This window comes from Brevibacillus ginsengisoli (assembly GCF_050113715.1).
In the GTDB taxonomy this organism is placed as follows: domain Bacteria; phylum Bacillota; class Bacilli; order Brevibacillales; family Brevibacillaceae; genus Brevibacillus_H; species Brevibacillus_H ginsengisoli.
Window position 1 is genome coordinate 132227 of record NZ_JBNJQR010000005.1, and the last position, 25839, is coordinate 158065.

At 46.5% G+C, this 25839-nt stretch carries 13 protein-coding genes; 8 read left to right on the forward strand and 5 right to left on the reverse strand.

Features of this window, described 5'->3' with window-relative positions; genetic code table 11:
• Positions 1-85: 85 nt before the first annotated feature.
• The 4 genes from ACQCN2_RS12070 to ACQCN2_RS12085 all read right to left on the reverse strand — a co-directional run bounded on the left by ACQCN2_RS12070 (position 86) and on the right by ACQCN2_RS12085 (position 3117).
• Complete coding sequence (locus tag ACQCN2_RS12070; RefSeq protein WP_426929166.1) at positions 86-952, reverse strand: SDR family oxidoreductase; 867 nt, start codon at positions 950-952, stop codon at positions 86-88.
• On the reverse strand, positions 949-1449 hold the full coding sequence (locus ACQCN2_RS12075) for a hypothetical protein (RefSeq protein WP_426929167.1): 501 nt from the start codon (positions 1447-1449) through the stop codon (positions 949-951). Before ACQCN2_RS12075 ends, ACQCN2_RS12070 begins: the two co-directional genes overlap by 4 nt.
• A gap of 125 nt (positions 1450-1574) precedes the next feature.
• Positions 1575-2123, reverse strand: coding sequence for a MarR family winged helix-turn-helix transcriptional regulator (locus tag ACQCN2_RS12080; protein WP_426929168.1), 549 nt, complete (start codon positions 2121-2123; stop codon positions 1575-1577).
• A gap of 55 nt (positions 2124-2178) precedes the next feature.
• Positions 2179-3117, reverse strand: coding sequence for an alpha/beta hydrolase (locus tag ACQCN2_RS12085; protein ID WP_426929169.1), 939 nt, complete (start codon positions 3115-3117; stop codon positions 2179-2181).
• 212 nt (positions 3118-3329) lie between these two features.
• On the opposite strand from ACQCN2_RS12085, the gene ACQCN2_RS12090 reads away from it, so the two are divergent.
• The 5 genes from ACQCN2_RS12090 (at position 3330) to ACQCN2_RS12110 (ending at position 10199) form a co-directional block, all read left to right on the forward strand.
• Positions 3330-4163: a helix-turn-helix transcriptional regulator gene (locus tag ACQCN2_RS12090; RefSeq protein ID WP_426929170.1), complete on the forward strand. Its 834-nt coding sequence runs from the start codon at positions 3330-3332 to the stop codon at positions 4161-4163.
• A gap of 352 nt (positions 4164-4515) precedes the next feature.
• Positions 4516-5106, forward strand: a complete 591-nt coding sequence (locus tag ACQCN2_RS12095; RefSeq protein WP_426929171.1) for a TetR/AcrR family transcriptional regulator — start codon at positions 4516-4518, stop codon at positions 5104-5106.
• Positions 5107-5125: 19 nt separating this feature from the next.
• Positions 5126-5755, forward strand: a complete 630-nt coding sequence (locus tag ACQCN2_RS12100) for an HXXEE domain-containing protein (protein ID WP_426929172.1) — start codon at positions 5126-5128, stop codon at positions 5753-5755.
• Positions 5756-5971: 216 nt separating this feature from the next.
• On the forward strand, positions 5972-9091 hold the full coding sequence (locus ACQCN2_RS12105) for a hybrid sensor histidine kinase/response regulator (RefSeq protein WP_426929173.1): 3120 nt from the start codon (positions 5972-5974) through the stop codon (positions 9089-9091).
• Positions 9084-10199: a response regulator gene (locus ACQCN2_RS12110; protein ID WP_426929174.1), complete on the forward strand. Its 1116-nt coding sequence runs from the start codon at positions 9084-9086 to the stop codon at positions 10197-10199. Before ACQCN2_RS12105 ends, ACQCN2_RS12110 begins: the two co-directional genes overlap by 8 nt.
• 72 nt (positions 10200-10271) lie before the next feature.
• Here ACQCN2_RS12110 and ACQCN2_RS12115 read toward each other — a convergent pair whose 3' ends face one another.
• Positions 10272-13559, reverse strand: a complete 3288-nt coding sequence (locus ACQCN2_RS12115; RefSeq protein WP_426929405.1) for a DEAD/DEAH box helicase — start codon at positions 13557-13559, stop codon at positions 10272-10274.
• Between the two features lie 512 nt (positions 13560-14071).
• On the opposite strand from ACQCN2_RS12115, the gene ACQCN2_RS12120 reads away from it, so the two are divergent.
• From ACQCN2_RS12120 to ACQCN2_RS12130, 3 genes are all read left to right on the forward strand, one after another.
• The gene (locus ACQCN2_RS12120; protein ID WP_426929175.1) at positions 14072-16729 is read left to right on the forward strand and encodes an Ig-like domain-containing protein; all 2658 of its coding nucleotides are present in this window, start codon (positions 14072-14074) and stop codon (positions 16727-16729) included.
• Positions 16730-17567: 838 nt separating this feature from the next.
• A complete protein-coding gene (locus ACQCN2_RS12125) occupies positions 17568-24494 on the forward strand; it encodes an S-layer homology domain-containing protein (protein WP_426929176.1) in 6927 nt (2308 codons plus the stop codon).
• 241 nt (positions 24495-24735) lie between these two features.
• Positions 24736-25836 (forward strand): ABC transporter substrate-binding protein, encoded by a 1101-nt coding sequence (locus ACQCN2_RS12130; protein WP_426929406.1) that lies wholly within the window; start codon positions 24736-24738, stop codon positions 25834-25836.
• The last annotated feature ends 3 nt before the right edge of the window (positions 25837-25839 follow it).

The window sequence follows — 25839 nt, forward strand, 5'->3', positions numbered from 1 at the left end:
ACTACACAAAGAAGCACAGCCGTTACCTGTGCTTCTTTTTTATGGGCATCGACATGTGGAATGAAGTCATGCTCGGTTGCGACTATTATCGGAAGTTTTCTACATGCTCCCTCAGAAAAGCGTCTAACGTGCGGGGATCTCTACCGAGCAAGCGTTTTACAGTATCCGTTGGTTTTTCGGGTACTTTCGTTGACATAGTTTGGATTTCCATTACGTGATTGGCAAGCCAAGGTGGCATGTGCTCATGCTCAATCAGATTGCGAACGAGTAATTCTGGCGCTAGATCGATGTAGCGTATGGGTCGCTCGAGCAGGGCGGATAGCTTGCTTGCAATCTCGGGATAGCTAAAAGTCTCTGAACCGGTAAGCGTATAGATTTGTCCTGCCACCTCTCGATTGGTCAGAACCTCTGCGGCCACATCCGCGATATCGCGACAGTCAATGAAGTTGCATGGAGAATTGCCCATGGAGCCGAAAAAAACATCTTGTGTGGTGATGGTTGGCACAAGGCGCAGCAAGTTTTGCATGAACGCATAAGGGCGCAATATCGTGTGAGTGAGACCGGACTCGCGCAGATTTTTCTCGATTTCGTGATGCCAGCCCGCCACTGCTACTGGGGAACTTTTCTCAAAGGCAGGACTGGAAATCTTCACGATATGCTCGATTCCAGCTTCGGCGGCAGTGTGAATGATCGAAGTCTCCAATTCGATCTGTCTTGGGCTGTTGGACATGGCAAGAAAGAGCTGGCTTGCTCCTGTAAACGCGCGGCGCAGCGAATCGGGGTCGGAAGCATCAGCGGCTGCGACCTCGATAGTCGACTGGCTTCCATTTCCCAACTGAATTCGCAATTTCTCAGGCTCTCTGCTCAGTGCTCGAGCGGGGACGCCAAGATCAGCCAAGCGGTTCGTAAGGGCACGGCCAATTGTACCTGTTGCTCCAATGATTACAATCATTTAGTATCTCCTCCGTTGAATGGGAATTTGGTTGTGACAGTTTGACGCCAATGCCATGTCACCATGGTGCAGGCGATGGTTGCCGATAACGGAAAGTCGGTCCAGACACGATCCACCCATGACAAGTGATGGGCTGGATCGATGATGTCTACTAAACCGGATGTCATCCATGCGGCGAGTAGGCCCAACAACACTCCAGCCAATGCGAACATGCCGACCACAACCAGGTGAGGTGTAGCGATGAGCCACCTTTTGCGTCTTCCTCGGCTACGAAGCCATAGGCCAAGCATCCAGGCCACCAAGGCAGATGAGCCCCCGATTGTGGTTAAAGCCGCGATTTGAAGATTCCTGTCAGCAGTAATCAACCCGCCGATACCTGCCATAATCGCAGGGGAGACATAGGACATTACAACCTCAGGCCATAGCACAAAAGTCTTTGCGCTAGAACCAGCAGCATTGATGACGAAAACTCTTTCGGTCTTATTTGGGTATTTCATAGGGTTATGTACGGCTCCTTTCATTTTCCTTGGCTCAGTATTTGTTAGCTCGATGAATGGTTAGGAAGCTAACTATATAGGAGTGAAAATGGGCTAGCTTGACTAGCCCGTTTTCGCTTTACTGATTATTCCTTTGGGTCAACTGCTTCATCCGTAAGTGCTGAGATGCCTTGTGTCACTCGGTCAAGCAGGTCAAGAAATACGCTGCGCTCCTCGATGCTGAGCAAGCCGACCATCGCTTCTAACCGAGCAAAATGCTCAGGTGCCATTTCACGGAGCTTCTTTCTTCCTTCATCCGTCAAAATAACGGATTTCTGACGGCCATCGACTGAGCTTGATCGTCGGGATACCAGACCATCTCGCTCAAGAGTGTCGATAAGCCCGGTCACTGTCGCGCGTGTAACACCTAGATGCTCCGCTAATTGCGAAGGCAGCTCTTCACCTTCATTGTCTTCCAGGTCTGCCAGTAAACGATATCTGCCTGTCGATAAACCAAATCGGGAGAAATGAATCTCCGCAGCTTGTCCAAGCAGGGCTCCTGCGGCCATTAACCTGGAAGCGACAAGGATAGCCTGTGCGTCTACATCCAGATTATAGCGTTCGATCTGACGCTTGGATTGTACCAGCGAGGGAATAGAATTCAGGTCATTGGTTCGTTTTGTATCGTTCGTCATGGATATAGTATGGCAGCTAACTATTTTTAAGTCAATACATTTTTTAGTAAAAGCTTCATGATCCCAGCAATAAATGCTGACAGAACCATTGGACGGCTGCTGAACTGGATTGTTTAAAATTTTTCACATACGGGTCAAAGTGTCCGCCAGGCAGCATGACTAATCTTTTGGGCTGCAACGCATTTTCATAAGCGACGAGGGCGAGATCAGTCGGTGTCACATAATCCTTTTCCCCAACGATCATGAGTAATGGTGTTGGACTAATTCTTGAAACGTAGATTCCAGGCTCGTAGGCCCTTGAGAATTCTACAGAACGTAACGTCACTTCATTGCGCCATCCAGGAGCCAGTTTGCCGCCTTCGGAATACCATTCTATCGCATCGGGTATTTTGTAAACCGCATTTACACCCGCATTTTCCGGAATGACAGCAAGCATTTCGGGATTCGCGCCTTGCATGCGACGGACACGCTCTTCCGCAAAAGAATGCAACAATTGATCAACTGCCTCCCCGGGTACACGACGCAGAGCGCTTTGATAGCCGCTTATCGTAGGCACTTGAGAAACCACACATTTCACGCGTCTGTCTGTCGCACCCAAAACCAAAACATGACCACCGCTGTAGCTTGATCCCCACACGCCAATTCGGTGTTGATCTACTTCCGGCAACATCCCAGCGTAAGTAATCGCATGGCGATAGTCTTCGATTTGTTGCCAAGGGTTAATTTCTTGACGTGGGGTGCCATCGCTTGCGCCAAAACCATGGTAATCGAAAACCAATGCGGCAAGACCAGCTTTGGCAAAGGCTTCCGCATATCGGTCAAGATACATTTCTTTTACAGCAGAATATCCATGCGCCATGACAATAGCAGGGACTTGTTGGCCATTGGACTCGGGTAAATAGAGCCACCCCCGAAGTATGTTGCCATCCGCATTGAATTCAATATCTGTTCGAGTGAAATTCTTTGCTTGAGTTTCTATTGTCTTTTCTTGCATTGTTTATCCATCCTTCTCAAAAGATTGATTGCTCGAGCTTGAGCTCCATTCAGCCTTCCATTGAAATCTTTCATTCGCTCGACCAGGAGCATGAATAATGTACAATGGGAATAGAAGGCTAGCTAGAGAAGGCGTTATCCTGGGATGTTTACTCCTAGGCTAATCGCCACTTATGGAAAATACAGTTGCTTTGTATAAACATGGAGGCTTACATGAAAAATCCCGATATGGCCCGCTACAAGGAATTGGGGGAGTTTCTCAAAACAAGACGCGCCCGACTTCTCCCTGAACAGCTTGGATTACCCTCGGGAGGTCGGCGACGAACAACAGGTTTGAGACGGGAAGAAGTAGCCCAACTGGCCGGGGTTAGCGTAGATTGGTACACCAGGCTGGAGCAGGGGCGTGCGATACAGGTATCATCCAATTTGTTGGGGGAATTGGGTAGGGTACTGCAAATGAGCAGCAGCGAGAAAAGACATTTGTTCCTCCTAGCTAGGCAGCAAATGCCGTTTGAACCGATAGAGGAGCAGGGGCGAGTAAGTCCTGCCCTGCAGCGATTTCTTGACTATCAGGATCCCAACCCGGCCTATGTGACGAATCTCAAATGGGATTTTGTCGCCTGGAATCAGGCTGCGTGCAAGGTTTTTGGGGATTATGAAGCGATGTCGGAGCTAGAGCGCAATTCCATATGGCGGGCGTTTACGTCATCGTATATGAAAAACCTCCTGAAGGGTGATTGGGAAAAACACGCTCAAAGACGTCTAGCCCAGTTTCGCGCAGGTTACGGAAGGTATATCGATGATCCATGGTGGTCGGAAATGATCGATAGACTAGCGAACGAGAGCGAAGAGTTTCGAAAATGGTGGCTGCGACACGATGTCTTGGATACCCCGGAAGGAAGAAAGATCCTTCATCATCCCCAAGTAGGGGAACTGATTCTTGGGTTTCTCTCCTTTCAGGTTAGTGACGCACCGGATTTAATCGTCACCGTGCATATGGCAGAAACCGAGGAAACGTTGAAGAAGCTATGGGAATTGGTTGAATGATTCAGAGAAAGTTATAGAAGAGCAAACCGAGCGCCGGTTACACCCATTTGTGAGGTGATAGCCGGCTTTTCTCATGTATGCGCCGTTAAAAAATGGATAAAAAAAGAGTGCTTACCTTGGAAAAATCTGATATTTTGAATTCAAACACAGTTTTAAACAGTGTTTGAATTCTTTTTAGTAGAAAGGAATTTATATAAAATTCCCTTCTACATAAGTAGTCGGCTAAAGACTCAACGTCCTGTTGAAACGCCGACATTAGCACGTCCTGTGCGTCACAACTAAGGCTTCGCCTGCGCCAGAGGCTTGGCGACAGCCAAGTTTTCTAATCAACGCAAATAGAAGGAGGGCTTGCATGAATCAACTGGATAAAAATAGCGTAACAAAAGAGAAAATCTTGCAAACAACGCTGGATCTGGTGAAGAAGGAAGGTTTTGAGAGCGTCACGGTGCGGAAGATCGCAGCCCAATCTGGCACCAATGTTTCTTTGGTGAATTACTATTTTGGTTCGAAAGATAGGCTGATCAGTGAGACTATCAACGTTTTGTTGAGCAGCTTTCAAAGCACGTTTGAGATTCTAGAGGATCAGACGAAGTCACCTAAGGAACGACTGAAACAATTTCTAACAAACTACGTTGGCGTTGTCCAGCAATACCCTGAGCTCGTATCCAGAATCTTTGCGATTGGCGGCGCTGTATTCAGCTCTCAATATGAATATGGTCAATTTCTTAAGACCATCGGGTTTGATAAGATTCAATCGGTCATGAAGGAAATTACCAAAGAAGAGAATCCGGACATCCTGATGCTGATGATCATGCAGCTATTCGGTGCCATCATTCTTCCCGCGTTGCTCAAACCAATTTTGGCTACAGGAGCTGAAATAGAGGTAGCTCCATTAGAACAGCAAATCGACCTGTTATTTGCGCGCTATTTTTACGAAACGTAAGAAATAGGGGGAGAATCGTATGAACTTTTTGCGAAAATATTGGCAGGATCTCGGGCTTTTAGTTGCGGTAGGTATTGGTGTTTATTTGTACGTGGAGTGGGGGGCGATCTCAGAGATCAGACGCCTGTTATGGCTAAGCTTCATCGCCATATTGGTTCATCAATTTGAAGAATATCGCTGGCCAGGTTATTTTGGCGGGTTGTTCAATGGGCTCATCTTCAACAGCAAACATCCGGAACGATACCCGTTGAATACGCAATCTGCCATGATCATCAATCTGGTCATTGCCTATTTGTTTTATTTGCTCCCCGTTTTCTTTCCAGCGGTCATATGGCTGGGCTTAGCTCCTATTTTCATGGGCTTCTTCCAATTTTTCTGGCATGGAATTTTTGCCAACCGTAAAGCGAAAACCATTTACAATCCGGGCTTGTTCGCTGTTGTGTTTCTTCATCTGCCGATTGGGGGATGGTATATCAATCGCATCGTTTCGCTGGGTCTTGTGACAACCATGGATTGGATACTAGGAACCATCTATTTTATCGTTGCGGTCTACATTCTGATTGTGAAGGGCAATATGTGGTTAAAAGATAAAAACTCTCGTTATGCTTTTTCACGTCAACAGTTAGGGCCGTATGCCCCCAAAGCATGATTTTTTCCTTTAGATAGAGGTAACCTGGAGCTCCCCATACAAATAAATACCCCAAAATCAAAACCACTGGTTAGACCGGTGGTTTTTGATTTTTATCCGAGCAGTCCGATAACCAACATCGTACAGATTCTAGCAGGTAAATACTTGTGAGATTTTTGTGAGTATGAAATGCTAGATTATATAGTGAGTCGATTTAATTGGGAAGGGGAATAGTTTTTGAACCGTGCAGAGTACTTCAGGCTAATCGGATTTGGCTTGATTTTTTGTCTTTCCATTGTGATATTCACTTGGATATTCGCTCAGACGTTGCCGAATCGCGATATGCCGGCTGCGAAGAGAGGAATCCTCGATATATCGGGATGGGATTTTAAGCAACAGGGAATCGTCAATCTGGATGGGGAATGGGAGTTTTATCAGGACAAACTGCTTTCGCCCGCTGATTTTCGTGATAAAAATCTGGCTGGTGTCTCGTATTTATCTGTACCCGGAGCTTGGAATGGTAAAGTTGGCGCTAATGGTATAAAGAGAAAAGGCTTTGGAACCTACCATCTCCGGATAAAGCTTCCGGATGGGCACGAATTATACGGAATCAAAACAGAGAGTATCCGTATGTCCCATCGGCTGTACATCAATGGAAAGCTGGCGGGAGAAAGCGGGCGTCCCTCAACTGATCCTGATACACACGAGCCAGGCAATACACCGTACACCGCTTTTTTTTACGCAGATGGCAACCAAGCGGATATCGTGATTCAAGTGGCGAATTACATGTTTTTTACCGGGGGAATCGCCAATTCGATCCAATTCGGATTGGATAAGGACATTGTAAAGACGAATAGTATTAGGTTTGGGGCGGATATCGCCTTTGTCGTGACACTGGGGATTATGGCTGCGTACCATCTCAGCTTCTATTTCCTCCGAATGCAGGAGAAAACTTATTTGCTCAGCGGATTGTATCTGCTTTCACTGGTTGTTTATCATTCGGATTACGGGGAGAAGGTACTATTGCAGCTAGTGCCTGCTATTCCTTTTACCATTGCCTACAAGTTGCAGGATTTTTCTTTGGTTCTCAGCATTGCGCTACTTGCTTTGCTATTCAGTTCCATTGACACAAGGATCATGACGCGACGGTGGCTGATGGTGTTGCTTTGCCCGATTGTTCTTTACCTCGGAGCTATTCTCGTGTTGCCTTATTCGGTGTATACCGACGTGAAAGGGACCTTATTGCTTTATGGACAACTCTTCCATCTCTATATTTTCGGAAGAATGCTGTATCTCTCCAGCAAGTCACTAGGAGAGTCGTCCAATCGGAAAGAAATGAAGTTGCTATTTGGTGCGGGAGTTTCTTTGTCGATCAGCCTAATTGACGGAATTCTATATGCCCAGAGCCTGGTTTCATCCGATCTTGCGGGAAAAGTCGGCGTTCTATACTTCATCACCTTCATGAATATTCTGTTGGCTGTCCGATTTACGAATGCCTATGAGAAAACGGAAATTCTCTCGCATCAACTGATGATTTCCAATCAACTCAAGGACGAATTTTTGACGAATACATCGCACGAGATGAAGACGCCGCTTCACGGTATTCTCAATATTACGTCTCACTTGCTGGAGGATGAGGACAAAAACTTGTCATCCAGGCAAAAACAGAATTTGTGGCTGATCAAGGACACGTCTATTAAGCTGTCCATGCTGATTCACGATTTGATCGATGTCACACGCTTGAAGAATGGAGAGCTGCGCTTGCATTCCACGGTTGTCGATCTTAAGGTTTTGACGCAAATCGTGTTCGACGTGTTGCAATTTGAGATGCTTGGCAAGGATGTGCAACTGGAAAATCAAGTCCCGCATGATATCTGGATTCATGCCGACGAGAATCGTCTGCGTCAAATCATGTACAATCTTATACATAACGCCATCAAGCATACGGACAAGGGCTCGATCAAGGTGATGGCGAGAGTGGTTCAGGGAAAAGTGTATATTACTGTTGAGGATACGGGAACAGGGATTTCCCACGACAAGCATACCGCGATTTTCGAGTACTTCGAGCAGTTGGAACAGCCGTTGCCGAAGGACGGATACACAGGAATGGGTGTCGGGCTGTATATTAGCCGGAAGTTGGTCGAACGGATGGGTGGAGAAATCTGGGTGGAACGTTCGGAGGTTGGAAAAGGCACGTGCATGATGTATACACTTCCACTCGCGGAGCCGACCTTGGCCTATCAGGAAGCAGCTTCCACCGTTATAGAGGAACCTCGGGATATGAGTGATCCGGTTTCGCTCGATATTCTGGATCAACATGAGTATACGATCATGATTGTGGATGACGAGGCATCCAACATTCATATCTTACTGAACATTTTAAAAAGGCACCGCTATAATGTAATCACCGCATTTTCGGCAAAAGAAGCCATAGCCAAAATCAAGGAGCGTCAGCAGGTTGATCTCGTCATTCTGGATGTCATGATGCCGGGAATATCAGGGATCGAGCTGTGTCAGCTGTTGCGTAGCCAGTATTCGATTCTAGATCTGCCGATTCTGTTCGCCACTGTCAGGGACACCCCGCATGATATTGCGCTTGGCTATCGAGCTGGGGCGAATGATTATGTGACCAAGCCATTTGACGCCGAAACACTGATCGCCAGAGTTCAGACTTTGATCGCCATGAAGACCTCCATTCAAGAGGCCATTCGCAATGAACAGGCGTTCCATCAAGCCCAAATCAAACCCCATTTCCTGTACAATGCGCTGAGCAGTGTCATTTCCTTCTGTTATACGGATGGAGAAAAAGCGGCCTATTTACTATCCATGCTTAGTCAGTATTTACGCTACATTCTGGATATGGATCGCAACACGCTGTTCGTTCCGCTGTATCAGGAATTGGAGCTGATTCACGCCTATGTCGAGATTGAGAAGGCTCGCTTCGGAGATCGGTTTGATTATGTCTGTCATGTAGACGACAGTGTCTTTCAGAGAGAAATTCCTTCCTTATGCATTCAGCCGTTTGTCGAGAATGCGATCCGGCATGGATTGTTCGAGAAAGATGGGCTGGGCATCGTTACGCTTACCATTCTTGAAGGAGATCATTATTTGAAAGTGGTGATCGAAGACGATGGTGTCGGCAATTCGGATGATCTTCTCTATCAAATGACTAAGGGTGAGCCTCAAAGCGGCGGCATTGGCATTCAAAACATTCGCAAGCGTCTCGATAAAATTCCTGGGGCAACTTTAACCATTCATTCGGAGCTGGGGCAAGGGACGAAAGTAACCATGTATCTGCCTATATCGATTGATGGACAGGCGGAAGATGACATTGAAGGGAAGGATCGACTTGTTTAAGGTCATTATCGTGGAAGACGAAAAACCCATTCTGGACCTGATGAAGCATGTGATCGGTCAAAACCCTCATTATACCATCGCAGGGGTATTTACGAATCCATTTGAGGCGCTAGCTAGTCTTCCTGATCTACAACCGGATGTTGCCTTCCTAGATGTAGAAATGCCGAAGATGAACGGGCTGGAATTGGCTCAAAAGATCAATGAGATGTTGGAGCAGACCAAAATCATTTTTACAACAGCCTATAAGCAGTATGCACTGGACGCATTTCAGGTGTACGCTTTTGATTACATTCTGAAGCCTGTAACTCCCGCCGCTATTGAGAAAGTGACGAATCGTTTGCTCAAGCAGCATCTTCCCGCGCTCCCGATTCAAGAGAGTAGACAGCAAGCTGTGATCCAGTGCTTCGGGGGATTTGAGGTCCGAAATCCCAAAGGCGAGCGGGTGCATTGGAGGACACGCAAGACAGAGGAGTTGTTCGCCTATCTCCTTTGCCATCAAGGACGGGATGTCAGCAAGTGGCAGTTGATGGATTTGTTGTGGCCGGATATGAGCATGGAACGGCTATCGCATAATTTGCACAGCACCATGTATCACTTGAAAAAAACGTTAAAAGAGCACGAAATCAACGTGGATATTCAGAAAACCAATGATGGATACATGTTGGAACCTTTGGAGTTTGTGTACGATTTGCTGGAATTTCAGCGGTACAACAGCCTTTTTTCTGAGGAAGTGGTTACGGATGTGGCGCAAGCGGAACTACTGTGCTCCCTGTACAAGGGATCGTTAATGGAGGGGAAGGATTACCTCTGGGTAGCTCCCATGGAGGCTAAATACAATTATCAATACACATCGTTGGTACGCAATCTCGTTCAACATGATCTGGCTTCAGAGGAATGGAGAAAGGCGGAGCGGAGGTTAGCTGAGTATCTGTCCTTGTATCCTTTGCATGAAGAGATGAATCTGTTTCTCTTGCAAATCTATGCCAGCACAGGAAAAACAGAAAATATCGTGAAGCATTACGCGCAATTCGAAGCCTCCTATCGTCGAGAAATGGAGATAGACCCCCCATTAGAAATGAGAAAATGGGTGGCTCCCTATTTGGCATAGACCCCGTAGAAATAAAGAGCAAAGAAAAGCAGAGAGATGGGATTCTCTCTGCTTTTTTGCCAAATGACTCGGTTAATTGCCGAGTTGATTACCTTCCTCAAGCATCAGGATCTCTCGGATATCCTGCTCGCTTATGCTCGACAAGCTTGCTTCTCCAGGCTGGATTACTTCGGCGATCAGGTTCTTCTTTTTCTGCTGAAGCTCGTTCATTTTCTCTTCCATGGTGTCCTTCGTCACGAGGCGAATGATCTGTACGACATTTTTTTGACCGATTCGATGAGCACGGTCGGCCGCTTGTTGTTCCACTGCCGGATTCCACCACAGGTCATAGAGGATCACAGTATCCGCCCCAGTCAGATTCAAGCCTGTTCCCCCAGCTTTGAGCGAGAGAAGGAACAAGTCAACCTCCCCATCGTTAAACCGATTACACAGATCAACCCGTTCAGGAGTTGGAGTTTTGCCATCCAGATAAAAGTAAGGGAGTCCCAGATCGCCAAGCTCTTTCTTGATCAGTCCTAACATCTCGGTAAACTGAGAAAAAACAAGGACGCGTTTCCCCGCACCTCTGCATTCCTCAAGAATCTCCATGAGCTGCTCCATTTTCGCGGAACTTCCTTTATACCCTTCGACGAACAATCCGGGGTGACAGCAAATCTGCCGGAGACGCGTCAAACCCGCCAGGATTTTGAGCTTGTTCTTCTGCAGGCTGTTTGCGCTTAAGTGTTTCAAGGTTTCCTGTTGCAGCCTGGCCAGATAGGCGACATACAGCTTCTTCTGCTCAGGCAACAGCTCGGATATTTTCATGGACTCCATTTTTTCCGGAAGCTCTTTTAATACGTCCTGCTTCACCCTGCGCAACAGAAACGGACGCATTCGCTTCGCCACCTGTTCCCGACTTAAGTTGTTGAAGGACTTTTGGTCCTGGAACAATTCGGGGAGAACGATGTGGAAGATGGACCACAAATCCTCTAAATGGTTTTCTACAGGTGTTCCGGTAAGCGCAAAGCGTTGCTGTGCTTTGATTCTTTTTACTGCCTGAGCCGTTTGTGTGGCGTGGTTCTTAAAAGCCTGTGCTTCATCCAGAAAGAGGGAGTGGAACCCATGTTTTTCATACAGGTCGTAATCCCGGCGTAAAAGCGGATAGGACGTGATAATCACATCTGCTTCAGCGAGCTGCTGCAGGGTTCTTCGACGCTGTGACTTATCTCCATCTGCTATCGCGACACGAATTTCCGAAGCAAACTTCCCAAACTCATTACGCCAGTTATAGACGAGAGATGTGGGAGCCACGACAATTGCAGGCATGTGTGTATCCCGAATCTCAGGAAGAGCGGAAACGATGAAAGCAATGCTTTGAATCGTTTTGCCAAGCCCCATATCATCTGCGAGAATACCGCCATAGCCGTAGTGGGCAAGAGTTTTCAGCCATTGGAAGCCGTACGTTTGATAATCCCTTAATACGGGAGCTAAACTATCGGGTACGCTAAATTCCAGATTATCCGGATTCCGCAGGTTCTCCAGCAGGTGTCGAAGCGATTTGCCGAGTTTGACGCTTTTCGTCTCCTTATCGAGAAGAGGAAGTCCGCGGATCGCCGGCATACGGATTTCTGCCCCAGTGAAATCCTTGCTTCGAAGCCCGAGCTCGTTCATGAAATGAGATAAATCTTTAAAATCCGCGCCTTCCAACGGGAGTAAGGAGCCGTTAGCCAGCCGATAGTAGCTGCGTTTTTCTTCAAGTGCTTCAAGCAAATGGCGGATTTCGGATTCGGGAATCCAATCCATGTTTAACCTGAAGTCCAACCAATTGATTCGTTCATCGACGTCAACACGAACGCTTACTTTTGGGAGAGCTTGTCCCATGTGAATTCTTGTTTTGACAGCTGAGGTAGCATAAACCTTCACCAGCTTTTCCAGCTCGGGAATCACTTGATAAAGAAATTCAAATTCCGCCTCTTCATTCGTCATGTAGTAACCGCCCTCGGTTTTGGTGAAAGGACTCTGCTCGATTAACCCCATGATGAGCTGCTCTTGTTCCCTGTCGCGAATCAGAATCCGGTGTGAACGGCGAGTCCCCTCGGCTTGCTCCAATGGATTTATGACGATATCCCCATAGTGAAACTCCAGACCAACGAGCAACCGATCTCTTACTCGGTCCAGATACATTTTGGCTTGAAGGGGTTTTTGTACGACGCGACTAGAGACCGCTTGGGTAATATGCACGTTGCCAAGCTGCATTAGACCTGGAACGACCTTTTCCATAAACGTGTCAATTTGATCCGGCTGAATCTGAATGTGGTGCTTCCCGGAGGTGTTGAGTATCTCCTTGAGAGAGGCGAGACGCTTGCATTGGTCGGCGGACAGTTTCATCAACTTTCCCTCCGAGAAGACAACTCCATACGATTCCATCACCGTCATCTGATCCAAACCATCCATGCTTAATTGATAGCCCTCATGGCTTGCTTGGTCAAACGCACAATGAAGAGGGAGCGGTTCATCAGATACTTGGATACCCCCATAGGATTGCTCATCATGAATCAGTTTTACCTTGGGAGCCTGGATCAGGAGCGGTAGAAGAGTCTTCCACGCATGTGGAGGAATGATCACGGTGCGCTCTCCGGTTGTTCTTGCCGCTAAAGCAGTGTACATGCTTGGGGCTTCCCGATAGGTTTGTTCCTCCTGATTGATCAGGATCAGTTGACGAATGACTGCCTCATTTTCCTTTTCAAAGGTATGAAGAGTTGGATCATAAGTGAAGTGCTTCGTAAAAAAGCAAGCTTTCCGCTGATCTACCAGGCCGAGAAAGTCTTTCACATTCTGAACGATATAGAGTTGCTTGGGGCCAAGCTTCATCTCAATGCCAATCATGGAGATGCTGTTGCTGTAGGTCATCACTTTACAGATGAATTCTACGTCCAGAAGCATTCTAGTTTCGATTATCGAATGATTGCGAATGGATTGTTTCGGCTTCTCATCGAATAATCCAAGAATGCGATTGGTTACCTGCAAATCATCCAGTAATCCGTAAGTCGTATCCCCCTTAGAGGCGGTTGCTTGAACAGGAGGATATCCGCTTTGCTGAAGATCATAAAGTGAGATCAATACAGCAGAGATATGCTGACAGTACTGATCATAGGAACCAAGCGTGGGGCATGAGCATTCGGCCTCTATTTCGCCATGGGAATAGAACTGAATCGAGACCTCATAGCTGTTGGTTCCTTTCACAGTGGCTTTATATCGAACCGAGTCGGGATCGTATTGGGTAAACATCACTTTTTTGGCGCGGTTGAATGCTTCGCCTTTTTGATACGCATACGGGCCGCACCATGATTTAATCATCTTTTTGGTCAACTGAAAGCTCATGGTCATTTCCCTTTCCTTCCCTTTTGCGCAAGCCCACCAAGAAAAGACTTTGTTCGCTCGAGCTCATTTTAAGCGAAACAAAGCGTAGAGAACGAAGGAAGGTAAAAGAGTCGGCATTCTTTACGTCAATGAGAAGCGAAGTGATTTTCTTGTCGACTCCCTTCCGAAGTGAACGGAGCGGACAGTAGATGCTACACGCGAGCTTAGACAGAGTGCGTTTCGGCCCCCCGACGAGAGGGGGTAAAGGGACAAAGTCTTTTCTTACTGATTATAGAATTTAACCAGTTGGTTTACTAGAGGAGAGACTTTACTGGAATCGCTAGTTAAGGTGACCGTGAAAAATGCTACAGATTTTCTACAATTTGTAAGAACCCTAACTTTAGTTAGGTTTCTTACATCCCTACTTCTGCTATGCTTTTTTAGAAATTTCTAAGGATGAGCCTAGTTCTCCATCCTGAAATAAGTTCTCATAGTATTTTCTGAATTTATTAAAGAGGAGTAGGGGGAAACGTATGATGAACCAATTGAATTGGAAAAGATGCTCGATGCTGATCATGATGATTATGCTTGTCGCAGCGCTTGTAGTACCGGTGGAGAATACTGCCAGGGCGGAAGGTGAGGGACAACCAGAAATATTCCCGGTAACCATAAGGGAAGACAATATAAATATGCGATTTACCAAGGAAATACTCGCCAATTCAGGTAGTATGGTGCCGCAGGATTTTGTTGTGAAGGTGAACGGCGTACCTGTCAATGTAACAAATGTGTATCCCTTTATTGACTCGGACAAGCTTGTTCCAGTTGTAACTATTATCCTCGAGAATCCAGTCATTAAGGGGGATACCGTTACCATCCAATATATCAACCAAGTAAACCCGATGAAGGATATTCAGGGCAAAGAGCTTAGCACGGCGGTAGTGGACGTAACGAATAAGACACCAGGAGAATTCCTTACCCCTCCAGTTCTCAAACTGCCCAGTACGACCGGATATAAGCTGAAAGCTGGCGATCGGATCGTGACCTTCACGCCTACCAGCGGCAATCCAGATCGGATTTTTTTTGGATTCCCTATTGAAGAGGGGAACGACACTTGGATCGAGATGAATGGGGAAATCCATAATGCAAGCGACTATGTAATTCTGAACAATACCGATGCCACTTCCTATACGCCCAAAGCTTTGGACTTGTCGCTTGATTCGGTGGAAATCCAGTTGCCTGATAACGTTTATCTTGAGGAAGGGAAGTCATATACCCTTGCCATGTCAAACACAGCAGGTGGGAATGAAGTTAGGCTGCCTATAAGGCCGACTACTTGGAGTGAAGCTTATCTGGCCCTTCGTCGATCAGATGATCCACCGATATTAATGGATGAGTATTATTTCAAAAATTTGGTTTTTAAATCCGATTACAAGGCGGAATTAACAGCTGCGATTAATGAGGCGCAGAACCTATACAACAATGCTGTTGAGGGCAATGATCAGGGCCAGTACCCGGTAGGCTCCAAAGCAATTTTTCAAGCAGCGATTGATAAAGCAGTTGCGGTGAAGAACAACGTGGAAGCAAGGCAATCGGAAGTAAACGCAGCGGTCACAGCGCTAAATCTCGCAGTAGCAACTTTTGAAGCCGGGAAAGTAGCGGCTGTGGTAAATAAGGGGGCACTAAACACTGCGATAACCAAAGCGCAAACGATCTATAACACAGCAACGGAAGGAACAGCTCCCGGTCAGTATCGAACAGGCTCCAAAGCAATCTTGCAAGCGGCGATTGATGCCGCAGTAGCGGTGAAGAACAACGTGGAAGCCATGCAATCGCAAGTAGATACAGCGGTCACAGCGCTCAATGAAGCAGTAGCAGTATTTGAAGCCGGGAAAGTAGCGGCTGAGGTGAATAAAGGGGCACTAAACACCGCGATAACCAATGCGCAAACAATCTATAACACAGCAACGGAAGGAACAGCTCCCGGTCAGTATCAAACAGGCTCCAAAGCAACCCTGCAAGCGGCGATTGATGCAGCTGTAGCGGTGCTAAATAACGAGCTTTCCACTCAAGTTCAAGTGAACAATGCCGTGGCTACGCTTAATGAAGCGGTGAAGGTGTTTGAAAGGAACAAAATCGTGTACGGAGGTGGCGGTGGAGGCGGATACAGTGTTACGGGAGTAAGTCTGGATCAGTCGGAGATCGCGTTAACATCAGGGATGGAAACCGCCGTCTTGCGCGCTACGATCAGTCCTTCCTACGCTTCCAATCCAAGGGTGAAATGGAGCAGCAGCGATCCAGAAGTGGCAACCGTTGACGACGAAGGTGTTGTTACTCCAGTCGCTCCCGGTACCGCAACGATTACAGTTACCACATTAGATCAAGCCAAGACGGCGACATGTACGGTAAAGGTTGTCGATTTAAGATTGGAAGTGTCCAAAAAATCAATCTTGCTGAAGCCCAACAAATCGGCTTCCGTTAAGGTTTATGCCATCTATGCCAATGGCAACAAAGAGAATATCACCAAGGATAAAGAAGTAACGTATAGCTCCAGCTCGAAAGAAATCGCAACGGTCACGAACGGTGCCATCAAAGCTGGAAAAAAAGAGGACAAGGTGACAATTACCGTTACCTACCAAGGCAAAAAGGTGAAAATCCCTGTTCTTGTCTCGAATCTGAAAGTGACAAAGGTGGAGATGCGTCCGGCCAATCTGGAAGTAAGAATGGGTGAAGCGGAGCAGCTTCAACTTACAACAACGTATTCCAATAAGAAAACAGAGGATGTAACGGATTGGGCGGCATGGTCTAGCAGTAACCCAGAGGTGGCAACAGTAGATGAGAGCGGAAAGCTGAAAGCCATTGCCCCAGGGGAGGCTGTCATCACAGCGGCATATGGTGGCAAGACGACCCAGATTTCTATAAAAGTAAGCGAGGCTAAGCAGGTCAAACGCCTACACGTAAGTAAACAACAGGTGACGGTAGTAGCAGGTAAAGAACAAAGCGTCAAGCTAACCGCTTATTTTAAGGATAATTCGAAAAAAATCGTAACGGATCAAGCAGAGTGGTCGAGTGAAGACGAGAAGATTGCCACTGTGGAAAAAGGTGTGATTAGCGGAAAAGCGCCAGGTACGGTGAAAATTAAAGCGAAGTACCAAGAGAACACTGTGACAATCACGGTTACGGTTACAAACTAGACTGAGAAAAAGATCAAATCTTATTCATGGGATTTGGTCTTTTAGTATGAAGTATTGCCCCGGTCACACAACACCGAATCTTGTGAGAATTTGGTGAGAACGAACGGATATAATCTATCTTGGCATTCTAAAAAATTTGTCGAATCTGAGCAAGTAGAAGACATAACTAGCCGATTTTAATAGGTTAACCATTATCTATTAATATCTATAAAAAGGATGTGAGAATTTTTAGAGTGTTTTCCATTTAGTTGCTTGGTAGAATAAAGGACATTTGCAGGAGAGGGATTGGAATATTTTTATCCATCGAGTACAGGCCATTCAGAATAGACATTTTTCCTAACAATTGGTGTTGGATTAGCAGATGGATTTAAAAATATACAATCCTACAGAGAAGAGTTGTAGAAGAATGTATAGAGAGGAGTGTATTTTATTGAGGATATTATTTCGAAAATCATTAATTTTACTATTAATCACTTTATTTGTTTTTCAATCGATTTCACCTGCTTCAGCAAATTCTTCACCATTGAACCCATCTCTAACGGGGAATTTTACTGGGGTAGCCTATGGTAATGGTAAATATGTGGTCGTGGGGAGTTCAACTAACCCCTATTACTCAACTGATGGAACAACATGGACTCAATCAAATTCGCAATACTCTTTGAGTTCTGTCGCTTATACAAAAGATCATTTTACAGCTTTAGGAGGAGGAGGTACTTTTTTAACTTCATCAGATGGAGTAGCATGGACCCCATCACCTTATTTTGCAACTGATAACACGGCTCTTAATTCAGTGTTATATGCAAATAATAAATATATTGTTGGTGGCGCCGCTGGATACATGTATGTATCAACGGATGAAGGAGCATCATGGACAAAAACAAAGCCAGCTAATGATACTATATATGGATTAATCTACGCCAATGGTAAATATGTAGCTGTCGGGGGAACGGGTACAATAATAACCTCATCAGATGGGGTTTCTTGGGATACTCAAACATCAACAACTCCTAACCATTTGTACGATATCATCTATGCTGATAATAAATTTCATGCAGTTGGTAATAATGGAACGTATCTTACATCACCAGATGGAGTTAATTGGACATCCCAATCACAATTACTGCCACCAGGCTTAACTTCAATAAAACTATGGGACATGATTTATGCAAATGGTCGATATGTTATTGTTGGTAGTAGTGGAACTTTGCTTACTTCATCAGATGGAGTAAATTGGTCGAAAGAATCTACGGGTACAACAAATTTCTTAAAAGCTGTGACATATATAAATGGAAAGTACTACGTTTTTGGAGCAATTAACACAGCTTTCACTTATGTCCCATTGCCAGTCGCACCGACTATTACAAGCCAGTCGGGCAACAAGAGCATAACGGTAGGTCAGAATGCAACTTTTAGTGTGGCAGCAACAGGAGACGCCCCTTTGACCTATCAGTGGAAAAAGGATGGAACGAATGTTGGTGACAGTGCAAGCATAAACGGAGCGACAACAGCGAGCCTGACGATTAGTAATGCTCAGGCAAGTGACGCAGGCAGTTATACGGTAGTTGTCACGAATGGAGCAGGAAATGTGACGTCCGATGCAGCTACGTTAACGGTGAATGCGGCATCCCCTGTGTATATAAGCTCGGTAGCCGTAACCATGACAGCACCGGCAGCAGGAGCAGCACCGCAGGATACGGCGGCAATCGAAGCAGCAACGTTAAACGCCGACTACACCGTTTCTAATGTAGTGTGGAATGAGGCATTGACAGCAGGAAATAAATTCAAGGCGGGAGAGGTATATACGGCCACCATCACCCTGACCTCCAAGAACGGCAAGGAGTTCCAGGCAGCCGCCTTTACACCGGCAGTGGCAGGTTCATCCTCGGTAGGAACAACAACCACCACCGGGACAGGGACAGGCAATACAGTAAGCTTTACCGTCACCTTCAGCGCAACAGCAGCGAAGTCGGTAACAGGTATATCGGTAAAGACGCAGCCAAACAAGCTGACCTATACAGCAGGAGAAGCCCTGGATATTTCAGGGTTGGTGGCAACTCTTGCATACAATGACGGTACAACGGCAGATGTTGCCCTAGCGGATTTTGTGACTAACAGCATTACAGCAAGCCCTGCAAATGGAACGACGCTGTCAGTGGCCACTCATAATGGCAATCCAGTAACCCTTGCATCTAATGGAAAGCAGACCACAACGAGCAATTTGACGGTGAACGCCCCAGCCCCTGTGTATATAAGCTCGGCAGCCGTAACCATGACAGCACCGGCAGCAGGAGCAGCACCGCAGGATACGGCGGCAATCGAAGCAGCAACGTTAAACGTCGACTACACCGTTTCTAATGTAGTGTGGAATGAGGCATTGACAGCAGGCAATAAATTCAAGGAGGGAGAGGTATATACGGCCACCATCACCCTGACCTCCAAGAACGACAAGGAGTTCCAGGCAGCCGCCTTTACACCGGCAGTGGCAGGTTCATCCTCGGTAGGAACAACAACCACCACCGGGACAGGGACAGGCAATACAGTAAGCTTTACCGTCACCTTCAGTGCAACAGCAGCGAAGTCGGTAACAGGTATATCGGTAAAGACGCAGCCGAATAAGTTGACCTATACAGCAGGAGAAGCCCTGGATCTTTCGGGGTTGGTGGCAACTCTTGCATACAATGACGGTACAACGGCAGATGTAGCTCTGGCAGACTTTGCGACTAACAGCATTACAGCAAGCCCTGCAAATGGAACGACGCTGTCAGTGGCCACTCATAATGGCAATCCAGTAACCCTTGCATCTAATGGAAAGCAGACCACAACGAGCAATTTGACGGTGAACGCACTGGTGAACGCAGCAATACCAAGAATTGACTCACAGCCAACAGATCAAACAGTCAATGTAAGAGACAGTGCATCTTTGAGTGTTGTGGCAAGCGGAGGAGTATCGCTAACCTACCAGTGGTACAGCAACAGTATGGATAGCACCGTCGGGGGAACAGCGATCAGCGGAGCAACGAATGCAATGTATGAAGTGCCGACCACAACTGAGGGAACGACATACTACTACTGCGTTGTGACCAACACCGATAGCAGTGCAACGGGCCAGAAAACGGCAACGGCCACAAGCAGTATAGCCAAGGTGACGGTGAACGCTCTGACTACTACAGGAACATGGAAAAACATGACTTACGGTGGAGGATTTAATTCCCCAGATGGTGTAGTGGTAGACAGTTCCGGAAATGTGTATGTAGCTGATAGCAATAATAAAAAGATTAAAAAATTGATCAAAGATAGCAATAGCTGGACGGATATCACTGGCACGCAAATATTTAATTTCCCGCATAGTTTAGCGGTAGACGGTTCTGGCAATGTGTATGTGGCTGATTGGGGTACAGGTAAGATTAGTGAGCTAAATCAAAACGACATTAGCTGGACGGACATCACTTACGATGGAGGATTTAATTCCCCGACTGGTGTAGCGGTAGACAGTTCCGGCAATGTGTATGTGTTTGATGGTGGCAATAACAAGATTACAAAGCTGGACAAAGGAAGCAATTCCTGGAAGGGCATCGTTGGTACGGACGAGTTTGCATTCCCTGGTGGTATCGCAGTAGACAGTTCCGGCAATCTGTATGCAGTGGATACTGGATATTCCAAGATTAATAAACTGGACAAAGGTGACAGTAACTGGAAAGATATAACGGGTTCGGGAGCATTAAATGGCCCGAGTAATGTGATGGTAGATGGTTCCGGCAATGTGTATGTAACTGATTCAGGCAATAAAAAAGTTAAAAAACTGAACCAAGCAGACAATAGCTGGACGGATATCACTGACAATGAAGGATTTAGTTACCCAAGTGGAGTGGCAGTAGACAGTTCCGGAAATATATATGTGTCGGATAATAGTCAAAACAAAATAAAAATGAGAACGATGTCACCTCCAGCACCAGTTACGAATGCGGAAAAACCGAGCATTAGCAAGCAGCCAGCAGATCAGACGGTGAACGTAAACGACAGCAAACCGACGTTGAGTGTAGAGGCAAGTGTGAATGACGGAGGAACGCTGAGCCACCAGTGGTACAGCAACACATCAAACAGCACGAGCAACGGCACAAAGATCGACGGAGCAACGAGCGCAACGTATGAGGCGCCAACGACAACTGAGGGAACCACCTACTACTATGTGGTGGTAACGAACACGAATGATAAAGCAACTGGTACTAAAACCGCAACGACAACAAGTAGCGCAGCCAAGGTAATAGTGAATGCGCTGGTGAATGCGGAAAAGCCGAGCATCAAGACACAGCCAGCAGATCAGACAGTGAGCGTGGGAAGTAATGCACCCCTGAGTGTAGAGGCAAGCGTGAGCGATGGAGGAGAGCTGAGCTATCAGTGGTACAGCAATACAACAAATAGCACGAGTGGTGGCACGAAGATCGACGGAGCAACCACCGAAACGTATGCAGCGCCAACGTCAACTGAGGGAACCACCTACTACTATGTGATGGTAACGAACACAAATGATAAAGCAACTGGTACTAAAACCGCAACGACAACCAGCAGCGCAGCCAAGGTGACGGTGAATACACTGGTAAATGCGGAAAAGCCGAGCATCAAGACACAGCCAGTAGATCAGATAGTAAGCGTGGGAAGTAATGCGCCCCTGAGTGTAGAGGCAAGTGTGAGCGACGGAGGGACGCTAAGCTACCAGTGGTACAGCAACACAACAAATAGCACGAGCGATGGCACGAAGATCGACGGAGCAACCACCGAAACGTATGCAGCGTCAACGTCAACTGAGGGAACCACCTACTACTATGTGGTGGTAACGAACACAAATGATAAAGCAACTGGTACTAAAACCGCAACAACTACAAGCAGCGCAGCCAAAGTGACGGTGAATACACTGGTAAATGCGGAAAAGCCGAGCATCAAGACACAGCCAGTAGATCAGATAGTAAGCGTGGGAAGTAATGCGCCCCTGAGTGTAGAGGCAAGTGTGAGCGACGGAGGAACGCTGAGCTATCAGTGGTACAGCAATACGACGAACAGTACCAGCGGCGGTAAAGAGATCAGCGGAGCAACGAACACAACCTTTGACGCACCGACAGATTTGGAAGGAACCACCTACTACTATGTCGTGGTAACGAATACGAATAACGTAGCAACAGGCCAGAAAACCGCAACGACAACAAGCAGCGCATCCAAGGTGACGGTGAATTCGTTGACCAACGCAGAAACCCCAACCGCAAGCCCAGCCGGAGGAGCGGTGACAGCAGGGACAAAGGTAACCCTGAGCACCAACACTCCAGGAGCGACAATCTATTACACGGCAGATGGAACTACACCAACAAGTAGCGGTACTGTTTACACCAGTCCGATTACAGTAAACAGTGCCATGACGATCAAAGCAATTGCCATCAAAGACGGCATGACAGACAGTGCGGTAATGGTAGAAAAATATACAATCTCTGTACCAGAACCAGAAAACCTTACGATAACAAACGTTAATAATCCAAGCCCATTGACTGGACTTCCTAACGGAACGGACAAATCCGCTAAAGCTCTGGGATTGCCGTCCCAAGTAACCGCCACGTTAAGTAACGGTAATGCGATCCAAGTCGATGTAAGCTGGGAAGTTTCCAGCAGCAATTACGATCCAACCAGCAAAGAGGCTCAGACGTTTACGGTTAACGGAACACTGGTCCATTTACCAGATGGCGTAAACAATACGCAAAACCTAACCACAAGCATCCGCGTCAATGTCAAAGCGGCTGATACTGTGACAAGGGATATCGTAGCCGTCACGAATCCTTCCGCAATCTCGAAAGTGCCAAACGGTACAGCCAAAACCGCGTCAGCTCTGGGTCTGCCAGAGGAAGTGGCTGTCAGGTTAACCGATGGAAGTACCATATATGCAGCAATCAAATGGGATGTGGCAGGTTCTAGCTACGATCCGAACAATAAAGATGTACAGACATTCGATATTACGGGAAGTATACAATTGCCGGACGGAATCACCAACACTCAGAACCTGACCGTTAGCATCCAGGTGAGCGTAGAAGCGGCAAAAGAGGATACAAGAGACATCATCGAGGTCACTGAGCCTAAAGCCATCAAGGGAATAGAGAACGGCACAGCGAAAACTGCATCTGCACTTGGCCTTCCTGAATCTGTGGAAGTTACCCTAGATGATCAAAGTACCATTCATGTGAGCGTTAAATGGGATGTAGCTCATGCTGACTATGATCCGACCGACTTAGACAAACAAGAGTTTACTATCGACGGGCAATTGGTCAAGCTCCCGAATGGGGTAACCAACAGCAATAACCTAGCAGTGAGTATCGATGTGACGGTGAATAAAGCGACACGTGATCGTGATAACGGAAAAGATGATCATAAGGGTGGGAATCACAATGGCGGTGGAGGAGGAACGAGCAAACCGAGTGACCAAACCACCGATCAATCCATCCGACATGTAAAAGTGGAAGCGGGTACCGACAGCTCCTTGGTAGAGCAGGTGGAAATTGTCCGCAAGACCTCAGAAGAGGGGAAAAAGATTGACGAAGTAATCTTTGACTCGCAGAAAGCCAAGGAAATCTTGAAAAAAGCTGTTAAAAACAACAAAGACGTTGTCCGAATCGTGATTGATGACCTGCCAAAAGATCCGGCGGACGAGGTGGCAGTACGCATACCGAAAAACTCAATGGATCTCATAAAAAAACAGAAGGTTTCCTTGGAGATTAAGACAAACGATGCGATTATCACGATACCGAAGGAAGTATTAGCTGCAATTTCAGTAGAGGACCTGTATTTCCGAATAGTTCCGATTAAAAACGCGAAGGAAAAACAGACGGTAACGGAGCGTACTCTTCAAGCCCAAGAGGTACAAAAGCTGGCGGGAGGAAAGCCTGTACAGATTGTTGGTAAGCCGATGGTGATCGAAACTAATTTTAGCCATCTCCCGACGAATGTCATGTTCCCACTGCAAGCGGATAGCTTGCCAACCAACCCACAAGCGTTGCAGACATTCCTATCATCACTGTCTGTCTATGTGGAACATACAGATGGAGAGAAAGAGCTAAAGTCTGGCCTCATCCGCTATGATGATTCTGGCAAACCGATGGGCATTGAAATTGAGATTAACAAGTTTAGTACGTTCACTATTGTTTCTTTCCAAGGAAAGCAAGGGAAGGCTGGACACGTTCCTTATGCAACTGGCTACCCGGATCAAACATTCCAGCCAAATCGTAAGGTAACAAGAGCAGAAATGGCATTAATGATCTCCAGATTAATTCCTGACTCCAAGCAAGAGACCAATGAAGTTCCTTTTACCGATGTGTATTCCTCACATTGGGCAGCCAATGCCATTATGAAGGTACAAGATGCCGGATTGATGAAGGGCAATGGTGATGGAATGTTTTATCCGGATTCTCCTGTAACTCGTGCTGAAATGGCAACCATTATTGCCAAATGGAAACAGATTTCTCCTACAGGACAAGCTAATTTCACCGACACGAAGGGGAACTGGGCCGAAGTCAATATTGCTGCTGTGAACGAGACAGGGTATATGAAAGGCTACCCTGACAATACCTTCCGTCCGAATCAAGCGCTGTCTCGAGCGGAAGCGATAACCTTGCTGAATCGACTTACACAGAGAAGTCCATTAACGAGTCTCACGGTACCTTCATGGACAGATGTTCCTGTTACGTATTGGGCATTCGGCGATATTGAAGCAGCTTGTGTTCAACCACAACAATAAAATTTTGAATCTAAGAAACAGTCGTCACTGGCTATCCATGTGATGACTGTTTTTGTTTTAACGGAAATTATTTTAATAATCTCTTTACACGAAATTAATCGAAAGCCAAGATAACTTCACGTGTGGTTAATATTGCGATTATATAGTGTAAATGTACAAAACAACAAATAAACGCACAAAAACGCAAAATTGCAAATTGGAGGAGTATGACGTGAAAAAGAAGATTGCTCTGAAGACAGTGATGGCAATGGGATTGTTGACTTTGGGTATTACAGGGTGTGGAGGACAAAATAGCGCTACTCCGAATACGGCATCAACTCCAGCAGCAAATACAACAGCGGATAACACACAAAAAGAACTGTCGCTCGACGAGATTACCAATCTGGCGAAAAAAGAAGGACAAGTTGTGAGTGTGGGTATGCCAGACGGCTGGGCCGACTGGAAGGATACGTGGGGCGATTTGAATAAGAAATACGGGTTAACCCACACCGACACCGATATGTCAAGTTCCGAAGAGCTCGCCAAATTTGAAGCGGAGAAGGATAACCCAACAGCTGACATTGGAGATGTAGGCATGTCATTCGGTCCTACAGCAGTTGAAAAAGGATTGACTCTCCCATACAAAACCACCCATTGGAATGACATTCCAGACTGGGCCAAAGACGACAAAGGAAATTGGTTGGTTTCTTATACGGGAACAATCGCTGTGCTCACAGACAAGAAGCTGGTCAAAAATCCTCCGAAGACTTGGGATGATCTCTTAAAAGGTAACTATAAAGTAGTGGTGGACGATGTGTCCAAATCCAATCAAGCTCAAATGACCGTTTTGGCTGCGGCAATGGCACACGGCGGTAATGAAGCGAATATCAAACCGGGGTTGGATTTCTTTGCTGAGCTGGCTAAGCAAGGAAGATTGCAATCAATGGACGTCAAACCAACCAACCTGGAAAAAGGCGAGGTTCCTGTCGCGCTTCTTTGGGACTTTACAGCCTTAGGCTATCGCGACAAAATCGATCCAAATCGTTATGAAGTATCCATCTTAAAAGAAGGTAGTGCGATCGGCGGATATACAACCCTTATCAACAAATATGCTCCACATCCTCACGCAGCAATGCTTGCCCGTGAGTACATTTTGAGCGATGAAGGTCAAATCAACCTTGCAAGAGGGTATGCGCGTCCGATCCGTTCTGATGTGAAAATGCCTGAAGATGTTACCAAGAAAATGCTTCCTGCTGAAGAATATCAAAGCGCAAAACCAATCAAGGACTTCAAAGCATGGTCCGACACATCCAAGCAACTTCCAGAACTCTGGCAAGAACAAGTATTGGTCAACGTTAAATAGGAG